General features: G+C 69.5%; 20 protein-coding genes. 5 read left to right on the top strand and 15 right to left on the bottom strand.

The genetic code is table 11. The features are described from left to right. Window positions 1-5 precede the first annotated feature (5 nt). On the top strand, window positions 6-1,007 hold the full coding sequence (locus ACTIGJ_RS04460; RefSeq protein ID WP_439639081.1) for an SDR family oxidoreductase: 1,002 nt from the start codon (window positions 6-8) through the stop codon (window positions 1,005-1,007). A 13-nt stretch (window positions 1,008-1,020) separates the two neighbouring features. Here ACTIGJ_RS04460 and ACTIGJ_RS04455 read toward each other — a convergent pair whose 3' ends face one another. Continuing rightward, on the bottom strand, window positions 1,021-2,478 hold the full coding sequence (locus ACTIGJ_RS04455; RefSeq protein ID WP_439639080.1) for a M48 family metalloprotease: 1,458 nt from the start codon (window positions 2,476-2,478) through the stop codon (window positions 1,021-1,023). Between the two features lie 144 nt (window positions 2,479-2,622). Here ACTIGJ_RS04455 and ACTIGJ_RS04450 point away from each other — a divergent pair, with 144 nt between their 5' ends. Then, entirely contained in the window at window positions 2,623-3,159 is a 537-nt protein-coding gene (locus tag ACTIGJ_RS04450) for a CvpA family protein (protein ID WP_439639079.1), read from the top strand. A gap of 13 nt (window positions 3,160-3,172) precedes the next feature. Next, window positions 3,173-4,690, top strand: a complete 1,518-nt coding sequence (gene purF / locus ACTIGJ_RS04445) for an amidophosphoribosyltransferase (RefSeq protein WP_439639078.1) — start codon at window positions 3,173-3,175, stop codon at window positions 4,688-4,690. Window positions 4,691-4,696: 6 nt separating this feature from the next. Here purF and ACTIGJ_RS04440 read toward each other — a convergent pair whose 3' ends face one another. Then, a complete protein-coding gene (locus tag ACTIGJ_RS04440) occupies window positions 4,697-5,764 on the bottom strand; it encodes an AraC family transcriptional regulator (protein ID WP_439639077.1) in 1,068 nt (355 codons plus the stop codon). A 113-nt stretch (window positions 5,765-5,877) separates the two neighbouring features. Here ACTIGJ_RS04440 and ACTIGJ_RS04435 point away from each other — a divergent pair, with 113 nt between their 5' ends. Next, window positions 5,878-6,786, top strand: coding sequence for a fatty acid desaturase family protein (locus tag ACTIGJ_RS04435; RefSeq protein ID WP_439639076.1), 909 nt, complete (start codon window positions 5,878-5,880; stop codon window positions 6,784-6,786). Window positions 6,787-6,809: 23 nt separating this feature from the next. Here the strand turns inward: ACTIGJ_RS04435 and ACTIGJ_RS04430 are convergent, their stop codons facing one another. Further along, complete coding sequence (locus ACTIGJ_RS04430; RefSeq protein ID WP_439639075.1) at window positions 6,810-8,579, bottom strand: sigma 54-interacting transcriptional regulator; 1,770 nt, start codon at window positions 8,577-8,579, stop codon at window positions 6,810-6,812. A 242-nt stretch (window positions 8,580-8,821) separates the two neighbouring features. Between ACTIGJ_RS04430 and ACTIGJ_RS04425 the strand changes: the two genes are divergently transcribed. Then, window positions 8,822-10,465 carry a flavin-containing monooxygenase gene (locus ACTIGJ_RS04425; protein ID WP_439639074.1) on the top strand — a complete coding sequence of 548 codons (1,644 nt, stop codon included), beginning with the start codon at window positions 8,822-8,824 and terminating at the stop codon, window positions 10,463-10,465. Between the two features lie 57 nt (window positions 10,466-10,522). Here the strand turns inward: ACTIGJ_RS04425 and ACTIGJ_RS04420 are convergent, their stop codons facing one another. The 12 genes from ACTIGJ_RS04420 to ACTIGJ_RS04365 all read right to left on the bottom strand — a co-directional run bounded on the left by ACTIGJ_RS04420 (window position 10,523) and on the right by ACTIGJ_RS04365 (window position 23,522). Then, window positions 10,523-11,182, bottom strand: coding sequence for a hypothetical protein (locus ACTIGJ_RS04420; protein WP_439639073.1), 660 nt, complete (start codon window positions 11,180-11,182; stop codon window positions 10,523-10,525). After that, window positions 11,172-11,816, bottom strand: coding sequence for a hypothetical protein (locus ACTIGJ_RS04415; RefSeq protein WP_439639072.1), 645 nt, complete (start codon window positions 11,814-11,816; stop codon window positions 11,172-11,174). Before ACTIGJ_RS04415 ends, ACTIGJ_RS04420 begins: the two co-directional genes overlap by 11 nt. After that, window positions 11,813-12,808, bottom strand: coding sequence for a vWA domain-containing protein (locus ACTIGJ_RS04410; protein WP_439639071.1), 996 nt, complete (start codon window positions 12,806-12,808; stop codon window positions 11,813-11,815). Before ACTIGJ_RS04410 ends, ACTIGJ_RS04415 begins: the two co-directional genes overlap by 4 nt. After that, window positions 12,805-13,893, bottom strand: a complete 1,089-nt coding sequence (locus ACTIGJ_RS04405) for a VWA domain-containing protein (RefSeq protein ID WP_439639070.1) — start codon at window positions 13,891-13,893, stop codon at window positions 12,805-12,807. The genes ACTIGJ_RS04410 and ACTIGJ_RS04405 overlap by 4 nt, the downstream gene beginning before the upstream one ends. Continuing rightward, window positions 13,890-15,176, bottom strand: coding sequence for a hypothetical protein (locus ACTIGJ_RS04400; RefSeq protein ID WP_439639069.1), 1,287 nt, complete (start codon window positions 15,174-15,176; stop codon window positions 13,890-13,892). The genes ACTIGJ_RS04405 and ACTIGJ_RS04400 overlap by 4 nt, the downstream gene beginning before the upstream one ends. A gap of 2 nt (window positions 15,177-15,178) precedes the next feature. Then, entirely contained in the window at window positions 15,179-15,976 is a 798-nt protein-coding gene (locus tag ACTIGJ_RS04395; protein WP_439639068.1) for a MotA/TolQ/ExbB proton channel family protein, read from the bottom strand. A 20-nt stretch (window positions 15,977-15,996) separates the two neighbouring features. Beyond that, window positions 15,997-16,254 (bottom strand): hypothetical protein, encoded by a 258-nt coding sequence (locus ACTIGJ_RS04390; RefSeq protein ID WP_439639067.1) that lies wholly within the window; start codon window positions 16,252-16,254, stop codon window positions 15,997-15,999. Then, window positions 16,244-18,295, bottom strand: coding sequence for an SUMF1/EgtB/PvdO family nonheme iron enzyme (locus ACTIGJ_RS04385; protein ID WP_439639066.1), 2,052 nt, complete (start codon window positions 18,293-18,295; stop codon window positions 16,244-16,246). The genes ACTIGJ_RS04390 and ACTIGJ_RS04385 overlap by 11 nt, the downstream gene beginning before the upstream one ends. Next, window positions 18,292-19,869, bottom strand: coding sequence for a hypothetical protein (locus ACTIGJ_RS04380; protein WP_439639065.1), 1,578 nt, complete (start codon window positions 19,867-19,869; stop codon window positions 18,292-18,294). Before ACTIGJ_RS04380 ends, ACTIGJ_RS04385 begins: the two co-directional genes overlap by 4 nt. Window positions 19,870-19,877: 8 nt before the next feature. Continuing rightward, window positions 19,878-21,119 carry a hypothetical protein gene (locus tag ACTIGJ_RS04375; protein WP_439639064.1) on the bottom strand — a complete coding sequence of 414 codons (1,242 nt, stop codon included), beginning with the start codon at window positions 21,117-21,119 and terminating at the stop codon, window positions 19,878-19,880. Window positions 21,120-21,124: 5 nt separating this feature from the next. Continuing rightward, window positions 21,125-21,988: a hypothetical protein gene (locus tag ACTIGJ_RS04370; protein WP_439639063.1), complete on the bottom strand. Its 864-nt coding sequence runs from the start codon at window positions 21,986-21,988 to the stop codon at window positions 21,125-21,127. A gap of 82 nt (window positions 21,989-22,070) precedes the next feature. Beyond that, complete coding sequence (locus ACTIGJ_RS04365; protein WP_439639062.1) at window positions 22,071-23,522, bottom strand: hypothetical protein; 1,452 nt, start codon at window positions 23,520-23,522, stop codon at window positions 22,071-22,073. Window positions 23,523-23,617: the final 95 nt, after the last annotated feature.

The following is a 23,617-nucleotide window of genomic DNA, read 5'->3' as shown; positions in this document are numbered from 1 at the left end:
CCGCCATGGCACGCACGGCCTTCGTCACCGGCGCCAGCGGCTTCGTCGGTTCCAACCTGTGCGAGGAATTGCTGGCGCAGGGCTGGCGCGTGACGGCCATGCACCGCGCCGATCGTGATCCCGGGCTGCTGCTGCGCCTGCCGGTCGAACGCGTCATCGGCGATGTCACCGACTACCGGGCGCTGCGGGCAGCGATGCCGGAGCGGGTCGACGCCGTGTTCCATGTCGCGGGCAATACCTCGCTGTGGGCGCGGCATCGGGTCGAGCAGCTGCGTGTCAACGTCAAGGGCACGCGCAATGTCGTGCGGGCGGCGCTGGAATCCGGCGCGGGACGGCTGATCCACACGTCCAGCCTGGTCGCCTACGGCATGAATGGCGGCACAGTGACCGAGGAGACGCCATCGTCCGGGCTCGGTTCGCCGATCGCCTACGTGCGTTCGAAGGCGCTGGCCGAGCGCGAGATCCGCCGGGGCCTCAGCAAGGGACTCAACGCGGTGATCCTCAACCCGGGCCATGTGATCGGCCGTTACGACCTGCGCAACTGGTCGCGCGTGTTCCGCATGGTCGACGCCGGTCAGCTGCCGACGGTGCCGGCCGGCGGCGGCAGCTTCTGCCATGTGCGTTCGGTGGTGCGCGCCCATGTCGCCGCCGTCGACCGTGGCCGCTGCGGTAGTCACTACGTGCTCGGCGGCGCCGATTCGAGCTATGGCGGCGTCGTGCGCCAGGTTGCCCGGATGCGCGGCCAGCGGCCCCGTGTCTTGCCGTTGCCGCTGCTGGCCCTGCAGACGCTGGCGCGGGTCGACGAATGGGTGTCGCCACTGCTGCGCCGCGAGCCGGATCTGACGCGCGACGCACTGGCGCTGCTGTCGAGCAACCTGTACTGCCGCAACACCCGCGCTGTCGCCGAGCTGGGCTACGAGCCGAAGCCGCTGGCGGAAATCCTCGACGACTGCCACCGCTGGCTGATCGACAGCGGCCATCTGAAGCCGCCGCCGACGCGGCGCTGATTGCTGGTCGGCGCTACTCGCGCTGCAGGCGACGCAGTTCGTCCTTCGGGATCTGCTCGAGAATTTCCTGGCGCTTGGCGCTGAGCCGGGCGCGGTCGGAAGGACTGATGCCAGCCACCCGCAGGCCGGCGTTGAGCTGCTGCAAGGCCGAGCGGACGTCGCCGCGCGCGTAGTGATAAACGCCTTGCTGGTACTGCGCCTCGGCGATGTTGCCCTGCGCCTTGGCCGCCGCCGACAGCAGGCGGTAGGTTTCGATCCGGGTGCCCAGCGCCTGTTCGTGCGACAGCAGCACGCGGCGCGCCTCGGCCGGTTCACCGGCGTTGATCAGCGCTTCGGCGTAGGCCAGGATCACCGGCGGGAAGCGCGGCAGGCCGTCGAGCGTCTTCTTCAGCAGCGCCAGCCCGTCGCCGGTTCGGTCGCGGCCGATCAGGATGCGGGCCTGCAGGATCGGCACGCTGGCCGACTTGATGTTCTGCTTGACCAGCGGTTCGATTGCCTGCTCCGCCTCCTCGTACAGGCTCTGCGCGGCCAGGGCCATCGCCAGTCCGTACTGGTTTTCCGGCGTTGCCTTGCCGCCCTCGATCTCGCCCCGGAAATACGAGCCGACCTCGCTCGGCGATTCCGACATCAGCACCCGGACGCGCGCCCGCATCAGCTCGAAATCGACCGAGTTCTTGACCTCGCGCTTCTGGTACTGCGCGGCGCGGGCGGAGGCCTCGGCGATACGCGTGGTGTTGACCGGGTGGGTCAGCAGGATTTCCGGCAGGCGGTTGCCGTACAGCCGGGTCTGCTGTTCCAGCTTGGCGAAGAAGCTGGCCATGCCGTTGGGATCGAAGCCGGCAGCCGCCAGCGTGCGGATGCCGACGCGGTCAGCCTCGTACTCGTTGGCACGGGTATAGCTGACCTGACGGTTGTAGTTGATGCCCTGGCCGAGCGACAGCGCGCCGATTACCACGTTCGGATTGGCCGAGCCGGCGATGATCGCCGCCAGCACCGCCAGCCAGGTGGCGATGGTCTCGACTTCGCCCTGGTCCTGGCCACGGGCGGCGTGTCGCTGGGTGACGTGGGCCTGCTCGTGCGCCATCACGCCGGCCACTTCGCTTTCATTGCTCGCGGCCAGGATCAGGCCGGCATTCATGCCGACATAGCCACCCGGCAGCGCGAAGGCGTTGATGCGCGGGTCGGCGATCATGAAGAAGCGGAATTCCGGCGGCTTCTCGGTGCCGAAAGCGGCCAGCCGCCAGCCGAGCGTGTTCAGGTACTCGCCGACTTCGACGTCTTCCAGCACGTAGTTGAAGTAGTACAGCTCGGCTGCGACCTGCCGGCTGATCTCCTCTTCCTGGCGCGGCGAGATCGCCAGATCCGCCGGATTGCCGAGGTCGGGGAGGTCGATCGGCGCCTGCTGCGCCTGGCTGACGGCGGTTGCGAAAGCCAGCGTGGCGACGCCCAGCGAAAGAAGGGTTTTGCGCATGAAGGAACCGGGTGGGGGCGACGCGAAGTGTACGCTTGGACGCGCCGCCGCTCGTTAAGTTTCGGCGCCCGCAGCGAAAAGCGGCCGCCTGAAACGAGGCTGCAATGCTAGACTCCGCGCCGTCGAAAACCCCGCTGGGACAGCATGAACTGGGTGGATTACGCCTTCATCGGTACCGTCGTGTTCTCCATGCTGCTGGGCATCTGGCGCGGCCTCGTCCGCGAAGCGATCAGCCTTGCTGCGCTGATCGCCGCCTTCCTCGTCACCGGCCTGCACGCGCCCGACGTCGCCCATTGGCTCGACTCGGCCATCGACTCGCCGCTGGTGCGCGGCGTCACTGCCCACATCCTCGTCTTCGTCGCCGTGCTGCTGGCCGGCGCGCTCGTCAACTGGTTGGCCTCGCACGTCGTCAAGGCGACCGGCCTGTCCGGATTCAACCGCATGCTGGGCGGCGGTTTCGGCTTTGCACGCGGCCTGCTGATCGTCACCGCCGTCGTGCTGCTGACCCAGGTCAGCGCGCTCGGCCGCGAGCCGGCCTTCCAGGCATCGCAGCTGCGGCCGAATCTGCTGCCGCTGGCCGATACCTTGCACGACGCGATTCCGCCGGCCTGGCTCGCCTGGCTGGCGGATGACGACACCCTGCATCACGAATCACACCCGGGCGCAGCCCCGGAAACCTGACTGGAGTCTTCTCATGTGCGGCATTGTCGGAATCGTTGCGAAAAGTCAGGTCAATCAGGAGATCTATGACGCCCTGACCATGCTCCAGCATCGCGGTCAGGATGCGGCGGGCATCATCACCAGCCATGGCGATCGCCTGTACCTGCACAAGGAGAACGGCCTGGTGCGGGATGTCTTCAACAAGGACGAATACATGATCCGGCTGCGCGGGCCGATGGGCATCGGCCACGTGCGCTATCCGACCGCCGGCACCTCGACCTCGGCCGAAGCGCAGCCGTTCTACACCAACACGCCGTTCGGCGTGTCGCTGGCCCACAACGGCAACCTGACCAATGCCGACCAGCTCAAGCAGGAGCTGTTCGCCGAAGACCGCCGGCACTTGAATACCGATTCCGACTCGGAAGTGCTGCTCAACGTCTTCGCGCACGAGCTGATGATGATCGGCTCGCCCCGGGTCACCGCCGAGGATGTGTTCGACGCCGTCTCCCGCGTCCATGTGCGCGCCAAGGGCGCCTATGCGGTGGTGGCGATGATCAGCGGCTACGGCATCGTCGGCTTCCGCGATCCCTACGGTATCCGCCCGGCGGTCTACGGCCGGCGCGAAGGGCCGCATGGCTACGACTACATGATCGCCTCGGAATCGGTCGCGCTCGACGCCGCCGGTTTCGAGATGATCGCCGACATCGCGCCTGGCGAAGCAGTGTGGATCACCCTCGACGGCGAGATCCATGTCCGCCAGTGCGCGGTCAACCCGGTCTACACGCCGTGCATCTTCGAGCACGTCTATCTGGCCCGTCCCGACTCGGTGATGGACAAGATCTACGTCTACAAGGCGCGGCTGCGGATGGGCATCAAGCTCGCCGAGAAGATCCTGCGTGAGTGGCCGGATCACGATATCGACGTGGTGATCCCGATCCCGGATACCTCGCGGGTCGCCGGTGCCGAACTGGCGGCGCGGCTCAACGTCAACTACCGCGAAGGCTTCATCAAGAACCGCTACATCGGCCGCACCTTCATCATGCCGGGGCAGGCGCAGCGCAAGAAGAGCGTTCGCCAGAAGCTGAACCCGATCAATGTCGAGTTCCGCGGCAAGAACGTGCTGCTGGTCGACGACTCGATCGTGCGCGGCACCACCAGCCAGGAAATCATCCAGATGGCGCGCGACGCCGGTGCCCGCAAGGTGTACTTCGCGTCCGCCGCGCCGCCGGTGCGCTACCCGAACGTCTACGGCATCGACATGCCCAGCGTCTCGGAACTGGTCGCCCACGGCCGTACCCATGCGGAGCTGGAAACGCTGCTCGGTGCCGACAGGCTGATTTACCAGGATCTGGCCGACCTGATCGAAGCGGTCCGCCACAAGCACTCGAAGATCGAGAGCTTCGACTGCTCGGTGTTCACCGGCCAGTACGTGACCCAGGACATCGACGACAACTACCTGAACCAGCTGGAGCTGTTCCGTTCGGATTCCGCCAAGGAAGCGCGCCGCGTGCGGGCCGGCAACGTGGTGATCGAGCTGCACAACGCCCGCTGAACCGACTCAGCGCTCGGACGTCGGCCCGTCCGCACGCGCGGCACGGCGCCGGTACTCGCCGGGTGACTGGTCGAACCATCGCCGGAACGCCCGGTTGAAGCTGGCGGTGTCCCCGTAGCCGAGTTGCAGCGCCAGTTCGTCGATCTTCATCTCGGTGCCGTCGAGCAGCCGTGTGGCCAGCTGCCGGCGTTCGGCGTCGACCAGTTGCCGGAAGCTCGTGCCTTCCTCTTCCAGCCGCCGTCGCAGGCTGCGCGGCGCCATCGCCAGCTGGGGGGCGATGTCCTCGATCGACGCGGTCAGCCCGGCCGGTCCCAGCAGCAGCTGGCGCACCTGGCCGCTCAGGCCCAGCACCTGCCGCCGTTCCAGCTGCGCGCGACACTGGTCCTCCAGCAGGCGGACCAGATGGGCGTCGTACATCGGCAACGGCGTCTCGGCATCGACGCGCCGCAGCACCACGGCGTTGCGGCTGCTGCCGTACTGCGGCGCGCAGCCGATCAGGCTGGCGATCCGTCCTGCGTGCTCGGGCGGGCGGCCCTGGTACTCCAGCCGCAGCAGGCGCACGCCGGACAGCCCCAGTTCGCGCAGCAGGTTGATGGCCGTGGCGGTGTCGCGTTCGAGCAGGAACTGGCGCAGGTGCTGGGGAATGCCGCCGGGATCGAGATGGACGCCGAACTCCGCATCGTCGGAAAACGCCGACAGCTGACAGTACGCGGTGCTCAGCGGCAGGTAGCGCAGCGCGCTGCGCACGGCTTCGCGCAGGTTCCGGCTGATGCGCATCACGAAGCCCCAGATGCCGAAGGTCGCCACGTTGTACTGCAACCCCAGTTCGAAGCCGAGCGCCGGCACCGCCGGCAGCGCCAGCATCAGGTTCTCGATCAGCCGCATTTCCTGCTCGCGGGCGATCAGCACGTCCGGATCGTGCAGCTGGGCCTCGCTGATACCGGTGCCGAGCAGGCAGGTACCGGCGTCGACGCCATGGCCAGCGGCGAAGTTGACCATCACCTGGGCGATCGCGATCGGGTGCTGCACCGCGAGCCCCGCCGGGGCCGCCACGAGGTCCGGCGCGAGGCTCATGCGCGGCCACCCGGTGCCGGCCGGAAATGCGCTGCCGCAGGCCGGCAATGCGCTGTCGGCGGGAGGGGGCGGTCGCTAGGCTGTGCCACGTCGTTCATCTGCCGGAGCATCTCATGTCGCACGATCTTGCCGCGCTCAATCAGCAGGCCATCGCCACCGCCCGCACGTACACCGGTGAATTCGCCTGGCCAACCGTGGCGCTGGTGCTGCTGGTGATCACCGCGTTCATCGCCAATCTCGTCCTGTTCGCCACCGGGGTCATGCCGTTCTGGGCTGCGACCCTGAGCTATGCCGTGCTGACCTATCTGTCGTACACGCCGCTGCACGAGGCGGCGCACGGCAACATCCACGGCGGCAATGATCGCCTGAAGTGGGTCAACGATCTCTGCGGCTATCTGGTCGCGCCGCTGATCACGGTGCCGTACTCCACGCACACGGTCGAGCACTTCACGCACCACCGCTATACCAACCAGCCGGACAAGGACCCGGACTACGTGGTCAGCGGCATGCGCGACGGCCTGATCGCCTTCATCGTCTGCGGTCTGCGCTTCCTGTGGGTGCAGAACTCCTTCCTGTTCCGCGACTACTGGCAGACCGCGGCACGGCGCGAAAAGCTGGGCTTCATCGCCGAAGTGACGCTGGCGATCGGCTGGCGCGTGCTCTACCTGATGCTGGTGCCGACCTGGACGGCCGGCGCGATGCTGTTGGTCGGCTACCTGTGCGGCGCCTTCTTCACCGCCTACTGGTTCGCCTACCGGCCGCACCTGCCGTACCAGGAGCCGGCGCGCTACCGCAACACCAGCAGCCTGATCATGCCGACCTGGCTCAAGCCGCTGGAGTGGTTCTGGCTGGGGCAGAACCTGCACTCCGTGCACCACCTGTTCCCGCGCGTGCCGTTCTACCGCTACCACGCGCTGCACCGGCAGATCGAGCCGGCGATGCGCGCCCACGGCACGCCGATCCTCGGCCTGCTGAGCCGGCAGCCGGTGCCGTCTCGGATGCCGGCCGACGGGCACCGCTGACGAAGCAGGAATAAGCGCCGCAATCAGCCGGCGGCCGGCTCGCCGCCGCGCTTCTTCAGCCGGTATTCCATCTGCCCGCGCCGCAGGCCGAGCTGTCGCGCCGCAGCCGACAGATTGCCGCCGGACCGCTCCAGCGCCCGCTGCACCAGCAGCGCTTCGAGGTCGGCGAAGCTCTGCTGCGCATCCAGCCATTGATCGGCAAGCTGCCGGTGGCGGCTGTCGGGTTCGCTGGAAGGTGCGGCCTGTGCGGCGGCGCTCGGCACCAGCGTGCCGTTGACGTTCAGGTTGAACGAGGCGGCACGCAGCTTCTCGCCGCCGGAAAACAGGTGCTGCACGTCGATGCCGCCACCGTCCTCGGCCAGGATCACCGCGCGCTGCACCATGTTTTCCAGCTCCCGCACGTTGCCGGGCCAGTGGTAGTCCCACAGCGCATCGAAGGCCCGCGGTGTCAGTCCGCCGACGGTCTTGCCGAAGCGGCTGGCATAGCGTTCGATGAACAGCGACACCAGCAGCGGAATGTCCTCGCGCCGCTCGCGCAGCGGCGGAATCTCGATCGGGAAGACGTTCAGCCGGTAGAACAGGTCGGCCCGGAAGCGGCCGGCCTCGACCTCCGCACGCAGGTCGCAGTTGGCGGCCGCCACCAGGCGGACATCGACCTTCTGCACGCGGGTGGCGCCGACCCTTTCGATCTCGTGCTCCTGGATCGCCCGCAGCAGCTTGCCCTGCGCCTGCAGCGACAGGCTGGAAATCTCGTCGAGGAACAGCGTGCCGCCGTCGGCGCGCTCGAAGCGGCCGGGGCGGGCGGCGTCGGCGCCGGTGTAAGCGCCTTTCTCGACGCCGAACAGCTCGGCTTCGACCAGCTCCGGCGGGATCGCCGCGCAGTTGATCGACACCATCGGCCGCTCGGCCCTCGGGCTGATCGAATGCAGCGCCTTGGCGAAGCGTTCCTTGCCGACGCCGCTCTCGCCGCGGAACAGCACGGTGGAATCGGTCGGCGCGACGCGCCGCACCAGGTGTGCTGCGGCATTGAACGCCGGCGAGGCGCCGACGAAGCCTTCGAAGCCCTGTCCGAAGCCGGCCGCCGGCGTCGGCCGTTCCGGCGCCGTTGCCGGCTTCACCGGTGCGCCGACGAAGCTGTGGATCTGCAGGAAGCCGGTATCGCGGGCATCCAGGTCTTCCCAGGCGGACAGCGGCTTGCCGATCACCCGGCAATGGCTGTGGCCCATCGCCACGCATTCGGTTTCCCGCCACAGGATCGGCACGCCGGTCACCGCCGTGCAGTAGCCGTTGGCGTAGCCGCACATGATCCAGCAGGCCGGTTCGCCGCTCAGGCCGATCAGCGCCAGATGGGCTTCGCCTTCCCACGGCGAGGCCCAGAGGAAATCGCCGGAGAACGCGCCCTGCGCCGGATCGAAGCGCATCGCGTCGATCGGCCGGGTGCTGACGAAGCCCTCGGTCTCGCGCAGCCTCGGGCCCAGCGCCAGCGCGTAGGCGATGTCGTCCGGGTCCAGCGCGCGGACCCGCTGGCCATCCTCGAAGCCCTGCCGGTAGCCGAGCCGGGTCAGCATTTCCCGGGTCCGGGCCAGGCCGAGCTGTTCGATCAGCTCGCGCCGCATCTCGGCGAAGGAGTTGGCGTGCATCAGCAGCATCCGCTGCGCGAACAGCTGGATGTGGCCGGCTTCCGGCGAGAAGCGCAGGTGCTCGGCCACCGTGCGGGTCAGGCGGTCGCTGTCGGCAGTGGCGGCGGCACGGTTGCGGGCACGCGGGCTGGGGCGGTCGTGGGGGGTGGGCATCGTCGTGGCCGGCAAGAAGGTCGACCGAGGCTATTTCCGGATTTGCCGAATCACAAGGCGGGCGAATTGCCGCAAATGAAGAAGATCGCTTTAACTGAAGCGCTGGCAGTCTGCTGGAATTATTGAAAATCACTACGAATCAGAGTGTTGAAAGGCTGTTCGGAAGTTGGCAAAGCGCTTGCAACCTCAGGCTTGAGACGTGCAATGACGCGTCATTTCAATAAACCGAGGAGATCCTGATCATGACAACCCCGTCCGCTGGCGCGCACGCCACCTCCGCCAACCGTGGCCTGACCGCTTACGACGCCGTCGTCGTCGGCGCCGGTTTCGCCGGCATCTACGCGATGTACCGCCTGCGGAAGGAGGGCCTGAAGGCGATCTGCTACGAGGCGGGCGAGGGCGTCGGAGGCACCTGGTACTGGAACCGTTACCCGGGTGCGGCCTGCGACTTCGAGAGCGTCGAGTACTCGTACTCCTTCGACGAGCAGCTGCAGCAGGAATGGAAGTGGTCGACGCGGATGGCGCGCCAGCCGGAGATCAAGGCCTACCTCGATCACGTCACCGACCGCTACGACCTGCGCCGCGACATGCGCTTCTCGACACGCGTGACGGCAGCGCATTTCGACGATGCGACGAGCCTGTGGACGGTCAGCACGGACCGTGGCGACCGGGTGACCGCACGCCACGTGGTGATGGCCACCGGCTGCCTGTCGACGCCGAAGCCGATCGAGTATCCCGGCGCCGACAGCTTCAAGGGCGAGATCCTGCGCACTGCCTTCTGGCCGAAGGAGCCGGTCGATTTCGCCGGCAAGCGCGTCGGCGTCATCGGCACCGGCTCGTCGGCGATCCAGGCGATCCCGATCATCGCCGAGCAGGCCCGGCACCTGACGGTGTTCCAGCGCACGCCGAACTTCAGCATCCCGGCCGGCAACGGCCCGCTGACCGAGGAGCAGGACCGCCTGCAGAAGCAGGCCTATGCCGACCTGCGTCGCCGCGAGTGGGATTCCGATGTCGGCATCTGCGCCAAGCTGGCGCCGGACACGCGCAAGGCGCTGGACTGCACACCCGAGGAGCGCGAGGCCGAGTACGAGAAGCGCTGGGCGGCCGGCGGCCTGTACTTCTACTGCAGCTTCGTCGACCTGCTGGTCGACAAGGAGGCCAACCGGACCATCACCGAGTTCGCGCAGCGCAAGATCCGCGCGAAGGTGAAGGACCCGAAGGTGGCCGAGCTGCTGGTGCCGAAGGACTATCCGTTCGGGGCCAAACGCATCTGCGCGGATACCGGCTACTACGAAACCTTCAACCGCGACAACGTGACCCTGGTTGACGTGAAGTCGACGCCGATCCGCGAGATCGTGCCGGAGGGGCTCAAGGTCGGCGACCAGGTCCACGAACTGGACATGCTGGTCTTCGCCACCGGCTTCGATGCGATGACCGGCACGCTGCTGAACATCGACATCGTCGGTCGCGGCGGCAAGCGCTTCAAGGACCACTGGGGGGATGGCCCGCGCAGCCTCTACGGCATCATGCCGTCGGGCTTCCCGAACCTGTACATCACCACCGGGCCGGGCAGCCCGTCGGTGCTCTACAACATGGTGCTCGGCAACGAGTACCACGTGGACTGGATCATGGGCTGCATCCGCCATCTGGAGCGCCACGGCAGCACGACCATCGAAGCCAAGCCCGAGCCCGAAATGCAGTGGCGCGAGACGGTCAACGCGATCGGCAAGATGACGCTGTTCGGCGAGGCCAGCTCCTGGTACATGGGCGACAACGTGCCGGGCAAGCCGCGCGTGATCCTGCCGTACCTCGGCGGCTTCCGGTCGTACAAGAAGATCTGCGACGACGAGGCGGCCAGCGGCTATCCGAACTGCGTGGTCGCCTGATCCGGCGCGGCCACGGGGCGGGCCTGATCCGTCCCGTGGCGGCTGGCGCTGCCAGCGTCAGCCAGGCCGGACCAGGTCGACCAGCTGCTCGGCGGCGCCATCGCAGGCGGCCGACTGGGTGCGGGCGATCAGCGGTATCGGCACGATGAACGCCGGCATGTAGGACGTGCCGATGGCACGGGTCGAGACCTTACCGACGCTGGATCGCTGGTTCAGATCCCAGACTTCCGCGCGATAGGCCGATTCCTTGTCCCACATGCCGAAGCCGAAGCAACCGGCGAAGCCGGGGCCGACGGCGCAGGACAGGCCGCCGCTGGAATCGGTGGTTTCGCTCTGGCCGTCGATCCAGATCATGTAGCGGACGCCGGCCGCGCGGATCTTCGCTTCGACGCCGGGCTGGTCGAGCAGCTTCGGCAGCGCGTCGGCATTCAGCGGCGCGGTGCGCGGTTCCAGCCACGGGTACAGCGCATCGACCAGCGCCTGTTCGTCCATCACCGGCAGGCCTTCGCGCTTCAGCGCGCTGGCCAGGCAGCCGTTGAAATCGGCCTCGGTCTCGCGGTCGCCATGCTGGCCGCGCGACAGGATCACCACCTGCTCGCCTTTGGCGATCTTGGCGACGCGCGTCGGCGCCTGCCGGTACTGCTCGACCTTGGCGCTGACGCAGCCGCCCAGCAGCAGGGCAGCGAACAGCACGCCGAACCGGTGATCACGGTGCACGGTTGCCTCCTGCCGCCGGCGGCGGCTTGCTGGAACTGGCGGGTGCCGCGCCCGGGCCGCGCAGCAGGGCGGCGATCCGGGCCGGATCGCGCAGCTCCAGCGCCAGCCCGGCGGCGCCGTCGCGCATCGCCTTGTTCAGCGCTTCGCCCATGCCTTCCTCGGCCGAGGCCAGACTCTTGTCGCGGCGCTTGCCATAGGCGGCGATCGGCCAGTCGGCGAGCTTGCGGCCGCCGCGATCGAATACCGCGACCGTGTACTTGATCCAGGCCTCGTAGAACTCGGTGCGCGACTGCGCCGGTGTCGAGAACTGCACGCTGTCGATCGATGGCCGGAACACCAGATCGGCGGTGCCGCCGCTGCTGCCGAAGCTGGCGAAGGCTGCCGCCAGCAGGTTCTTCATCCAGTCCACCGAGGCCGGGCCGATGGACAGCGTCCAGGCCTTGCCGGGTGGCGGCAGCTTTTCCTGGTGCACGTAGCGGCTGAACGCGCTGTCGGCATCCAGCGCGGCGCTGTAGGCCATCGGCTGCATTACCGGCTTCGGGAAGCGCGACGGCGTCTCGACCCGGTTCGGGCCGCAGCCGGCCAGCAGCAGCGCCGCCAGGCCGCTCAGCAGCCGCTTCGGGATCGGGTTCATTGCGAGGTCTGCAGGCCGACAAAGGTGCCGCCGTTTTCTTCCGCGAGAATACGCATCAGCGTGGCGAAACGGACGCCACCGGCGGTGGCGCCATTGCTGCCGTACTGGGTCGGAAAGCCGATGCCATGGATACGCACCTGCGGCCGGCCTTTCGCATCGCGTGGGTTGATGCGTCGCACGGTGCGCACCACTTCGTCGATCGAGCTGCCGGTGAAGTCGTCGCCGAAGACATAAATGCTGACTTTCTTGTCCGGCGCCGCGAACGCGCGGATCGCCGCCTCGATGCCTTCCACCGGGCTTGAATTGGAGAACGGCTGCCAGTTACGCAGGCGTTCCAGCACGGTCTTGCGCAGCCCCGGCGTGTCCGGAATCCACTGGCGCGCATAGGTGGAATACATGTACTCGCCTTCGTCGCTCATCACCTGCATGCCCTTCACCTTCGGGTAGGCGTTCAGCGCCTCGTTCATCTTTTCGACCACGGTGCGCCAGGCGAATTGCTGCATCGAGCCGGAGGTGTCGATGACGAAGATGATGTATTCGCTGTCCACCGGGATGCCGGCGACGGCATCGCTGGCCACCCGACGCGGCTGCGCCGCCTGCAGCCGGCGCATTTCCTCGGTCAGCGTCTGGCGGGCAGTGGCCAGCCGTTCCTCGAGGGTCGTCGCCACAGTCTTGTCCTCCCGGACCTCGGTGGTCTTGTCTTGCATCGTGTCGGCGGTCAGCTTGAGGCTGGCCAGTTCGCGGCCGGCAGCGGCCTTGCCTTCCTGCGCGGCCGCCAGGCGGGCTTCGAGCGCATCCAGTTCGGCCGCGTTTTCCTCGGCGATCCGGTCCAGCTGTTCCTGCTTCGCCGCCAGCGTGACCGGCGTCTGTTCGGCGATCACCGGCTCCGCCGACTTGGTCAGCACCAGCAGGATGATCACCGCGCCGAAGCCGCAGCAGATGCAGTCCAGGAACGACATCCCCGATACCTCGACCTCGCGGCGGCGGCTCATGGCCAGTCCTTCGATGGCGCGAGATACGAACCGTCCGTGGCGCGGGCCAGCTGCCAGTACGCACCGGCAGCCTGCGGATCGCCTTCCATCGGCAGGAGGATGACGTTGACCGCCGAGCCCTTCGGCAGGCGCCGTACCGCATCGTTGAAGTGTTCGAGCCGCTTGCGCGCGCTGACGGCGCCGGGTTTCACCGTTGCGCCCTGGGTCGGCAAGCCGTCCGTCAGCAGGAAGATCTGGTCGGCCGGCGCGCCCAGCGCTGCCACGGCGCCGAACGCGGCGTGCAGGCTGGTTCCGCCGGAAGGGACGATCGCGCGCAGCGACCGGGCGGCGTCATCAAGCTTGTCGCGGCTGACCGGCAGCCAGCCGCTGCCGGTGACCGGCTTCGCGGTCTCGTTGAAGGCGATCAGCTGAAACTGGCCGCCGCTGGGCAGCTGCGCGCTCAGCCAGTCGATCGCCGACAGCGCGCGCTTCCACTTCGCTGCGTTGCGCTGCGTTGCGTCGTCGAGGTTGCGAGTCCGAATGACGTCCAGAATCGTGTAGCCAAGCATGCTCGCCGAGGTGTCGACGACGATCGCGATCCGCCGGCCATGGACGGACAGGCCGCTGAGGTACTGGCGTGTGCCGTCTCCAGCAATCTCGCGCGAGGCATTGCCGGCAGCGGGCGGTGGCGTTTCGGCGGCCTGTGCGCGCAGCGCCTGCACCTTGGCATCAAGCGCAATCAGCTCCGCCTGCATCTGCTGTAGCCGCGTACGGCTCGCGGTCTGCTTGCCTTCGAGATCGGGCAAGGCGGCGGTTGCGGCCCGAATCTGCTCGCGCAGCCGCTCGGCTTCGCGACTGGCCGTCTTGGTGGCATTGATCACCGATTCGAGCGCGGCCCTCATGTTCAGCAGCTTCTGCCTGCCGTCGAGCACCTCCGCCTCGCGCGCGTCGATCTTCGCGATGAACGCCTCGTTGCCCCGCTGCGCCGTCTGCTTGCTGGCGTGGTTGACGATCATGAACATCAGGATCACGGCACCGAAACCGCAGCAGATGCAGTCGAGGAACGACAGGCCCTGCTCGGCCGGCATGCGCCGCTTGCGGCTCACGCAGAACGGTCTCGCACGTGGATCACCCGCAGCGCGCCGAGGGCCGTTTCGATCAGCTGGCCGGTGGCCAACAGCGGCGCATCGGCGGGCAGTTGCCCATCGATGCGCAGTGCGCCGCCGACCAGCCGATGGCGGCCGTTGTCGACCCGCAGCCGCAGGCCGAGCAGCCCGGTTTCGCCGTTGATCGCGCGCGACGGCAACGGGCTGGCGATGTCTCCGCTCAGCAGATGCGTGGGCTCCGGCGCACTGGCCAGGGCTGCGGCAGGGATCGCTTCGACGAGCGCCAGCCCTTGCGCCGGCAGCCGCGTCACGAAAGGCAGCGCCTCGCCGTCGGCGCGGATGCGCTCGGCATGGCGCAGCGCGCCGCGGGCCGGCGCCAGCGCATCGAGCGGCTGGGGACGCACGCCGCAGGCGGCTGCGATCGCCTCGGCGAGGCCGGGCACCGCCGCCGCGCGGGCACTGAGCAGCACGGTGGTCCGGGCCGCGTCGGTCATGGCCGCCGCAACGCCGGATGCAAGCAGGCCTGACAGCGCCGCCAACGCGCCGTTCAGCGCGTCGGCCGGCAGGCTGGCGCGATGGCTGCGCAGCCCGGCCGGCAGCTCCAGCGTGACCGCCACGCCACGGCCGAACTGCGCCAGCCAGTTCGGCAGCCGGTCGTACAGGGCTTGCTCGGTGGCGGCGCTGTGCAGCGGATCAAAACGCGTCTGGCGTACGAAGGCCTCGGCGATCACCCCGGCGCAGGCGTCCCATACCGCGAGCAGGCCCGGCTTGGAGAGATCTTCTCCGCCACTGCGGTCGATCTCGGTTCCGGCGCGCATCCGGGTCAGCCACCAGCGATGCAGCTGCACGTCGAGGTGCAGCACCGTCGGCATCACGTCGACGGTGCTGGCTGCGGCGACGGCGGCATCGACCAGCCCCACCGCATCGAGCTTTGCCGCCCGCGCCAGCGCCAGCAGCAGGCTCAGCTGCGCCGAGTCGAAGCTCGACGGCACGATCAGCAGCAGCTTGCCGTCGGCGCCGGCAGCCTGCAGCGCTGACAGCTGCGCCCAAGCCAGATCGGCGTGGCTGCGCGCCTCTCCGAACGGGCTGTCGAGCGGCGCCTGATCGAGCTGGTACCAGTAGCGGAACCGGGTCTTGCGCGGTTGGGCGCGAAACTGCTGCCGTGCTGCTTCGCCCAGCAGCAGCCGGCGACCCTCGGCAAATGCGAAGCCGGGGCTCGTGGCGTGGACGCGCTCGGCATCGGCCAGGGTCAGCGCGGCGTCGTTGAATTCAAGCACGCGCATGGTCACGGCACCTGCAGGTGCTGGATCAGCTTGCGCTCGCAGTAGGCGCGGGTGTCGAGCGTCAGCCGCTCCTGGATCAGCTGCAGCTGATAGAGCATGAACATCAGCACGATCGACAGCAGCAGCGCGATCAGGGTCGAGTTGAACGCGACACCGAGTGCCTCGGTGACGCCGGCGATATCGCCTTCGACGGCCTTGTGCGCCTGCGACAGCGCATCGCCGATGCCGCGCACGGTGCCGATGAAGCCGATCGAGGGAATCGCCCAGGCGATGTAGCGGACCATCGACAGCTCGGAATCCAGCCGGTCGCCTCTGGCATCGCAGATGCTGTCGACGGCCGAGGACACGTCCTGGATGCTGCGCGTCGAGCGGAAGCGGCCAAGTGCGGTCAGCAGTGCCTGCGGCAGCAGCCGTTCGCGATCGGCCGGCGGCAGGGCTTCCAGCGCGCGGGCGTACTGGCGGGCGTCCTCGGGGAGGATGCTCTGGCCTTCGGCGAGTTCGAGCAGGTCGGCCTCGAACATCCGCTGCTCGGCCACGGCGAGCTTCGCCTTCCAGCCCATGATGGCAATGCCCCAGAGCGTCAGGATCACTTCGGATTCCTGCTCCCAGTCCTTGAGGATCACCCATAGCGAGGATTCGATGACCGCTGCCGGATCGGCCTTGATCGCTGCTGCCTGCGCCAGCAGGATCGCCGTCGCATTCGGCCGCACGACGCCGGCATAGAACGCGTGGACCACCACGATGATCAGCAGCAGCGACAGTAGCTGGTAGACGAATTCGGCAGGAAAGCTGCGTTTCATGAAGGGCTCGAGGTTCGGATTCAGATGTCGCCGGGGAAATCGACCGCCGCATCGGCGGACACGTCGACACTGGGTCGGGTGCCGCCTGCCGGCGGCGTCGGCGTTGGTGCTGGCGACGTGGCCGGGCCGGGAGCCGGCGCGGGTGCTGCCGGTGCTTCCTGCGCGGTCACGGCGCGTGCCGCACCGACCATCACTGCAGCCGTGAGGCCGATCATCACCAGCCGGCCAAGGTCGGCGCGCTGCTGCCGGCGGAAATCGCTTTTCGTTCTATTCGACATAACGGGCCACCCGGAAACCCAGATCATCGCGCGGCTCGCGCGCGTGGTCGCGCCAGGCCAGCCGCAGTTCGGTGATCCGGCCATGCCGCCAGCTGGAGCCGCGCACCACATGCTCGGCGCCGCTGGCCGGGCCGAACGGATCGCTGACGGCAGCCATCGACGGCACGATCGCGCCGTCGTAGCGGTCGTGCACCCACTCGGACACGTTGCCGCCGAGGTCGTACAGGCCCGGCGCGATCGCCAGCCCCTTGCCGACCGGTGCGGTCGCGGCATGGCCGTCGTCGTAGCCGTCGAGGATTTGATTGACCAGCGTGCCGGCGCGGGCGTCGGCGAAGTTGCCGCTGTCCGGCGGCGGCGGCATCGCATTGCCCCAGGGATAGCGGCGCGGCGCGCCGTCGCCATGGAAGCGCGCCGCCCATTCCCATTCCGCTTCGCTCGGCAGCCGGTAGCCGGTGGTCAGCGGCTGCACCAGGCTGCCGTCGGCGTTGTAGGCGGCCGGCAGGCCGTCCTTGCCGCTGAGCCAGTTGCAGAACGCCACCGCGTCGTCCCAGCTGACCCGCACCACCGGATGGCCTTCGTTGTCGAGCGAGGCGCGCGAGACGATGCCGGAGCTGTGGCCGCTGCGGAACTGCCGGAACTGGGCGTTGGTGATTTCGGTGGTGGCCAGGTAGTACGGCCGGGTCAGCCGGACCGGGTGCTGCACCTCGTTGGCCTGCCTGCCCTGGTCCGAGCGCGGCGTGCCCATCGTGAAGCTGCCGGGCGCGATCTTGCGCAGCCGCAGTCCCAGCGTGGCGCTGCTGATCAGTGCTGGATTGGCCGCCGCCTTCAGCTCGGCCTCGCTCTGCAGCACGATGTCGAGCTTCTGGTCGACGCCGCGCCGCACCGTGATGTCGCCGCCGTACGGCCGGAAGCCGGACTTGGCGGCTTCGATGCGGTGCGTGGTCGCCGCCAGTTCCAGCCGGCCGTCGCCGAGCGACCGGGTTTCGCCGTCGATGCGCAGCACCGCGTCAGCCGGCGTCAGGCTCAGCTTCAGCACGCCTAGGATCGGCGTCAGGTTCAGCGCCAGCGTTTTCCGTTCCTCGGCGGCCAGGGTCAGGCGGGCCTCGGCGTTCTCGTGGCCGTCGCGGCTCAGCACCAGCGCGTGCGGCGTGCCCGGCGTCAGGCTCAGGGCCAGCGGCGTGCGACCACGGAAGGCACCGTCGACCGTCACCGAGGCGCCGTCCGGCGTGCTGCTCAGCTGCACCGTGGCATCGGCGGATTCCAGCAGCACCTCGGGCAGCGTCTGCGGCTGGTTGGCGACCACCTGCACCGGCAGCCGGCGTGGCTTGTAGCCGGGCAGGCGGAATTCCAGCTCGACCGCACCAGCACCGAGTTCCAGCGTGGCCGGGGTCTTGCCCTGCGGCTGGCCGGCGATGCTGACCTCGGCGCCGGCCGGCCGCGACGACACCGCGATCGGCGCCCAGCCGGGCTTCAGCTCGACCGTCAGCGTCTGCAGCTTGCCGAGACCTTCGATGTCGACCTCGATCTGCTGCGGCTGGTGACGCGGCGCGGTCAGGCTCAGCTGATGCTTGCCGGCCGGCAGTTCCAGCGCCTCTTGCGGCGTGCTGCCGGCGGGCTGGCCGTCGACGCTGATCGCCGCCACCGGCGTCGATATCAGCTGCAGCCGGCCCGGCAGCTTGGTCATCGTGAACGCGGCCTGGCGGCTGTCGTCGGCGATTGCCAGCTCGGTATCGAGCGGCTGGTAGCCGTCCTTCTCCGCGTGCAGCCGGTACTGGCCGCTGCGCAGCAGGACGTGACCGCCGAAATGCAGCGACAGGCCCCCGCTGATCGCCAGCCGGTCCGGCGGCGGTTCGACCTGGATGGTCACCGCGCGGGCGGTCAGCAGGAACCAGCCAACCGGCAGCAGCAGCGCCACCACCACGGCGATCAGCCACCAGGCAGACGAACGCGGCCCGCGCGGCGCGCCGGGGCTGCCGCTGCCGAGGCTGCCGGGCGGACGGTAGTCGGCCGGCTGGATCAGCGCGTCGCGGTCAGGGCTCACAGTTTTTCCTCGCAGCGGATCAGCACCGGCGACGGAGCGGGCTCGGTGCCGACCTCGAACTCCACCCGTACGTCGACATAGCCGGGCCGGGCGCCGACCGCCGTGTAGCGGCCGGGCCGCAGCTGCAGCTGCTTGTCCTTGAAACGACCTTGCGGGCCGACCTTATAGACGGTGACCTCGGTGCGCTCGTCGGACTGCAGGCGGACCGCCACCGGCGTCGCGGCCTCGCGCAGCAGCCGCTCGAGCGTGGCGATCTGCCGCTGCAGCACCGGTCCCGGCGCCGCGATCGCCCGGGCACTGGCCAGGCCCTGGCTGACATCGGCCTGCACGGCTTCGCTGGCCAGCCGCGCCGGCTGTGCGATCCAGGCGTCGAGCCGCGCTGCCAGCGCCGCCCGTGGCCGGGCTGCGGCCAGGCCGGATTGTGCCGCGACGAGGCTGGGATCGAGCGCCAGCGCCGCCTCGTGATGGCGCGCGGCGTCGGCCCAGTTTTCGGCCCGCGCGGCAGCGGCGGCCTGCGCTTCGAGCGCCGCCAGCTGCTGTTCGCGGCGGGCGCGGGCCAGGCGGGCGCGGGCATCGGCCACGCCGGTGTCACCTGGCCGCTGGCTGGCGGCGGCCTGCAGGGCCTGCTCGGCGGCATCGAGCTGGCCGCCATCGAGCGCGGCCAGCGCTGCGGCCATCGATTTCCCGAAGCGGGCGCTGGCGGCAGCGGCGTCCAGCCGGGCCAGCCCGCTGCGGGCAGCGTCGGTGTCCGGGTCGAGCTTCAGCGCCTCGCGCCAGGCCGTTCCGGCGGCGGCCAGATCGCCGCGCGCCTCGGCGCTGGCGGCCTTCTGCAACTGCGCCTGGACGTCCGGGAAACGGCTGACGCGGGTCTGGCCACGGCGGGCTTCAGCATCGCCGGGGCTGATCGCCAGGGCCAGGTCAAACGCCGCTGCCGCCGGTTCCAGCGCGCCGCTGGCCAGGGCCGCGTAGCCGTTGGCGATCGCTGCCTTGAGCTGGCGCGGCCGTTCGGCATCGAGAGCCGCCACGGCGCTGCTGGCCGCGCGGTAGCGTTCGACCGCGTTGCGGAAGTCGCGGCCATCGAAGGCCGCCTGGGCGGCGCCGATCTCGGCCTCGGCGGCGGCGAAGGCGGCAGCGGCCCAGCGTGGTGCGGCGGCTGCGCGCAGCGCTTCGAGCTGCGGCCCCAGCTGGGCAGCCAGGGTCTGCGATTCGGCGCGGGCGCGCAGCAGCGCTTCGTCATCCCAGATCGGCGTGGCGCTGGCTGGCGCAGCCGCCGCCGGGACTGCCGGGCTGGCGGCAACCGTTGCCGGTGGCGGCTGCACGGTCGCGGCTTCCGCCGCATCGCCAGCCGCCGTTGCCGGCGCAGCCGGGCCACTGGCGTCAAGCAGTGCCGGCAGGCCGATCAGCAGCGCCGCCAGCAGCAGGATCAGACCGGCGGCGATCAGCAGGCTGCGGGCGGTGATGGCGTTACGCGACGGCAGAGGTCCGGCGGCGAGCGGTGCCGCGTTCAGATCGGCAGGGGCAATGCGCTCGAAGCCGTCGACGGGGCGGGCAGGGCCGGAATCAGGATCACGCATCGTGCCGTTCAGGAGCCCTTGGACGTGGCCTTGGCTGCCGGCTTCGGCGCGGTGGCCGGCAGGCCGGTCTCGATCGTGTACAGCTCGCGCAGCTGCTCTCGCCACTGGCCGTACTGCTCCTCGGCCGAGCCGCTGAGCTTGACGGTCTTGCCGTCCAGATCGACGTTCTGCGCCTGCACTTCGGTGCCGAGCGAGCTGTTCAGCTCCTTCAGCGCCTCGGCGTGGATCTTCTTCTCGGAACCCTTGTCCATGCCGCTCTTGAAACCGTAGATGCCGCCGATGACGCCAAGCTGGCCGAGCGTCGCGGTGCCGCCGTTGGTGGCCGTGGTCGCTGCGTAGATGCCGCCGACCACGGCCGCAGCGCCGAGGATCTTGCGGGTGATCTCCTGGTTGCGCAGCTCGCGGTAGGCCTGGGCCTCGCGGTAGCTGGACTTGCGCCACTCCTGGTAGCTCTTGCCGATGTTCTGGCTGAACGCGCCGTAGTGCTGGTCGAGCGTGTCGATCAGCAGCTCGTCGCGGCTGCGGATCTGGTCGATGCGGGCCAGGAACGGATCACCTTCCGGCGGCAGCCGCGCCACCGAATAGCGGCCGCTGCCGTCGGTCTTCAGGTATTCGCCGAAGCGCGCCGGCGCCAGATCGGCCGCGAAGCGCAGCTCCGACACCCGGTTGATCTCCTTGAGCTTCGCCGCGTTCAGCGACTTGCGCTGCTGCAGCAGGTCGTTGGCGATGCGGCTGTAGAGATCCTGGAACGGGTCGCTGCCGGCCGGCAGCTTCTCGGTGTAGGCGTATTCGGCCGCGGTTTCCTCGTAGGTCCGGTCGAGCCACTTGCGACCGGTGGCGTCGCTGGCCTCGACGGCCACCTTCAGCGTTTCGCCGTCGCTGGCCAGGATCTTGCCCTTGACCGTCAGATCGGCGCCGGGACTGGCCGCCGGCACCACCCGCGCCGCGCCCCAGTAGCCGGTGTCCTGCAGCGTCTGCCGCAGCGTGTGGGCGATGTACTTCGACTCCGCTTCGCGCACGGCCGGCGAGATGTTCTGCGCCTCCTGCTCCTTCATGGTGTCCGGCACGCCGGGCTCGAACGGCAGGATTGCCACTTCCAGCAACTGCTCCTGCGGCAGTTCGACGGCGGCCGTCTCGACCTTGACGTTGTTGACCTTCTTCACCGTCTGGGTCACGCAGCCGCCGAGCAGCAGCGCTGCAAGCAGCAGGCCCGGCGCGGCGAGGCGGGTCGGCATCGGCCGTGGCTTCATGGCGCTCATTGCTTCTTCTTGTAGTCGCGATATTCCTTCCACAGCCGCTCGCGCAGCGCCGGATCGGTTTCCCGTTCGGCGGCTTCACGCAGCTGGCGGGCCACGACATCGTCGTCGCGGCCATCGGAGATGTCCTTCGGCGTCGGCAGGTCGGGCCGGTTGCCGCGCGAGGCGCGACCGCTGCCGTCACCACCCGGCGGCGGTGGCGGCGCGTTGTCATCGCCTTCGCTGCCGATTGCCCCGCCGGCCGGCGCGCCGCCGCCGGGCAGGCCGCCGGCACCACCGGCATCACCACCGCCACCCGCGCCGCCGCCACCGGTGCTGCTGCGTGCGGCGGCTGCGGCCTCGCGGGCCGCTTCCAGCGCCACCTGCTCGCGCGCCAGGCGGGCATCGAAGGCTTCGAGCGACTGGTCGATCTGGCGATTCACGGCGGCGCGCCGTTCGGCATCGGTCATCGCGCCACCGGTGTTGCCCGCGCCGGCCGGCGGTGGCGAACCGCCGGCTGCGGCGGCCGACGGGGCGGCCGAAGCCGCCGGCTTTGCCGACGACGCCGGGCCGGATGCCGACGGCGCTGCCGGCGGAGGCGAAGGAGCCTGGGCCGATGCGGCTGCCGGCTTGGCCGGCGCAGTTGGCGGCGTTGGCGCCTTGGGCGCTTGGGCCGGGCTGGCCGTTTTCTGGGCCGGCGCGGCGGGCGGCGGGTCCTGCTTGGCGGCCGGTTCCGGCGGCTGCGACGGCGCTGCCGGCGGCGGCGTCGGCGGTGGCTGCTTCTGCTGCGGCGTCGGCGGCGTGGGTGGTGTCGGCTGCTGCTGCGGCGTCACGCAGGCGCTCAGCAGCCACGCGGCCAGCAGCGGCGGCAACCGGCGCGTCATCGGCATTCGAGAAGGGAACGTGGGCATGTCGGGGCGGTTCCTCGGACGCCGGTTGGACGGCGGCAGCAGGCGCGAGTTCAGTTTACGACGATGGCTGGAACAGGTGGCGGTAGTGGACATCGGCACGGCTTTCGGCGCGGTCCCGGCCCAGCGCCGGACGGAAGCTCATGCGCCCGAGCAAGCGCCGCAGCGTGGTCGCCAGCGCCTTGCCGGCGGCATCGCCGGCAGGCGTCTGTTCGGCCACCGCGATGTCCGCCACCCGGCCGCGATCGGTGACCGTGAACGCCACGTCCAGCCGGCCGCCGGCGTCGATGCCGGCCTGCTGCGGCCAATCCGCCGGCCATTCCAGCGGTTCCGGCTGCGCCAGCCGGCGGGCGGATGAGGCATCGGCTGCGCGCGCCTGCTGCCAGGCCAGCAAGGCGCGCTTGCGGTCGCCCTGGATCCAGTGCACGTCGCCGATGCGGATCAGCATCTGGCCGCGCTCCTGCGCGCCGAGCTGCGGCTCATGCTTGCGGATCAGGCGCAGCGCCTGGTTCAGCGGCTGCTCGGTGCTTTGCACGATGGTGCCGTTGCGGGTCTGGATCGCCACCGGACGTTCGCGGAAGTTGTCGACCACCTCGGCATAAGCCAGCGCCTCGTCGAGCAGCGCCGGCACCAGCCGGATGTCGTCTCGGCCGAATGCCCGGCCGAGAATGTCGAGCCGGTAGGCCTGTACCTGCAGCGCTTCGCGGTGGCGGCCGGTGCTGCTGTACCAGTCCGCCAGTACCTGGGCGGCTTCGGCGCGCTCGATCGAGGCGTCGCCGTACAGGCGTTCGGCCAGCTCGATGCGGCGCAGCTGGAAACCATCGGCCAGATCGAGCCGGCTGCGGCTGCGGGCGGTCAGTGTCATCGCGTCGAGATAGCCGACCTGGTCCTGGGTGTGCAGACCGGCGTTGATGCGCCGCTGCTGCAGCGCTGCCGCGAAGGCGCGCTCGGCATCGGCCGGATTGCCGGCCGCCAGCAGGCTCATGCCGAGTCCGTACCAGGCGGTTTCCAGCTGCGGCGCCCGCAGCCCGCCGATCGCCGAGGCCTCGTCGATGACCGCCGTGAACTGCTCGCCGGCCAGCCGCACCTCGCCGCTTTCCAGGCTGACCACGGCTCGGTTCAGCCGGGCATCGACGCTGCGCGGATCGCGCTCGCCGTGGCTCCGGGTGGTGCTGTCGACGGCCGTTGCCGCCAGCGCCCGGGCGTCGTCGAGCCGGCCGGCGGCCAGTGCCTGCTGCAGCGCGGGATAGGGTGCGGCGGCGACGGAATCGGCCTGCGGCACCCGCAGTGCCACCTTTTGCAGCTGGGTGCGCAGCTTCGGCGGGTCGATCACCAGCGGCGCGCTGGCCGGGGTCTTCGCCGGGTCGGTGCCCAGCTCGGCCGCCCGCTCAGCTGACTGTGCCGTCGGCCGTGTCAGCACCAGCAGCGCCAGCAGGGCGAAGGCGATCCGCTGCAGCCGCCGTGGCCGGCGGCGGTGATCGGGACGCAACGAAAGCGGGCGAGCGTTCATGGTGGTGGCGATGGTAGCGATCGGGCGCGACGGCCGTGCAATGGCGGGCGCATCCAGCCAGTTGATACGGCCGGGCTGCCGCTGCGGATGACCGT

The sequence above is a fragment of the Nevskia sp. genome (assembly GCF_051860985.1).
Taxonomy (GTDB): Bacteria; Pseudomonadota; Gammaproteobacteria; order Nevskiales; family Nevskiaceae; genus Nevskia.
Note: the sequence above shows the minus strand (reverse complement) of the source record. Positions and strands in the feature narration are given on the sequence as shown.

Excerpts from the sequence above, each read along its gene's own strand:
- ACTIGJ_RS04460 (WP_439639081.1), top strand. The coding sequence starts at position 6 with ATGGCACGCACGGCCTTCGTCACCGGCGCCAGCGGCTTCGTCGGTTCC.
- ACTIGJ_RS04455 (WP_439639080.1), bottom strand. The coding sequence starts at position 2,478 with ATGCGCAAAACCCTTCTTTCGCTGGGCGTCGCCACGCTGGCTTTCGCA.
- ACTIGJ_RS04450 (WP_439639079.1), top strand. The coding sequence starts at position 2,623 with ATGAACTGGGTGGATTACGCCTTCATCGGTACCGTCGTGTTCTCCATG.
- purF (WP_439639078.1), top strand. The coding sequence starts at position 3,173 with ATGTGCGGCATTGTCGGAATCGTTGCGAAAAGTCAGGTCAATCAGGAG.
- ACTIGJ_RS04440 (WP_439639077.1), bottom strand. The coding sequence starts at position 5,764 with ATGAGCCTCGCGCCGGACCTCGTGGCGGCCCCGGCGGGGCTCGCGGTG.
- ACTIGJ_RS04435 (WP_439639076.1), top strand. The coding sequence starts at position 5,878 with ATGTCGCACGATCTTGCCGCGCTCAATCAGCAGGCCATCGCCACCGCC.
- ACTIGJ_RS04430 (WP_439639075.1), bottom strand. The coding sequence starts at position 8,579 with ATGCCCACCCCCCACGACCGCCCCAGCCCGCGTGCCCGCAACCGTGCC.
- ACTIGJ_RS04425 (WP_439639074.1), top strand. The coding sequence starts at position 8,822 with ATGACAACCCCGTCCGCTGGCGCGCACGCCACCTCCGCCAACCGTGGC.
- ACTIGJ_RS04415 (WP_439639072.1), bottom strand. The coding sequence starts at position 11,816 with ATGAACCCGATCCCGAAGCGGCTGCTGAGCGGCCTGGCGGCGCTGCTG.
- ACTIGJ_RS04410 (WP_439639071.1), bottom strand. The coding sequence starts at position 12,808 with ATGAGCCGCCGCCGCGAGGTCGAGGTATCGGGGATGTCGTTCCTGGAC.
- ACTIGJ_RS04400 (WP_439639069.1), bottom strand. The coding sequence starts at position 15,176 with ATGCGCGTGCTTGAATTCAACGACGCCGCGCTGACCCTGGCCGATGCC.
- ACTIGJ_RS04395 (WP_439639068.1), bottom strand. The coding sequence starts at position 15,976 with ATGAAACGCAGCTTTCCTGCCGAATTCGTCTACCAGCTACTGTCGCTG.
- ACTIGJ_RS04390 (WP_439639067.1), bottom strand. The coding sequence starts at position 16,254 with ATGTCGAATAGAACGAAAAGCGATTTCCGCCGGCAGCAGCGCGCCGAC.
- ACTIGJ_RS04380 (WP_439639065.1), bottom strand. The coding sequence starts at position 19,869 with ATGCGTGATCCTGATTCCGGCCCTGCCCGCCCCGTCGACGGCTTCGAG.
- ACTIGJ_RS04375 (WP_439639064.1), bottom strand. The coding sequence starts at position 21,119 with ATGAAGCCACGGCCGATGCCGACCCGCCTCGCCGCGCCGGGCCTGCTG.
- ACTIGJ_RS04370 (WP_439639063.1), bottom strand. The coding sequence starts at position 21,988 with ATGACGCGCCGGTTGCCGCCGCTGCTGGCCGCGTGGCTGCTGAGCGCC.
- ACTIGJ_RS04365 (WP_439639062.1), bottom strand. The coding sequence starts at position 23,522 with ATGAACGCTCGCCCGCTTTCGTTGCGTCCCGATCACCGCCGCCGGCCA.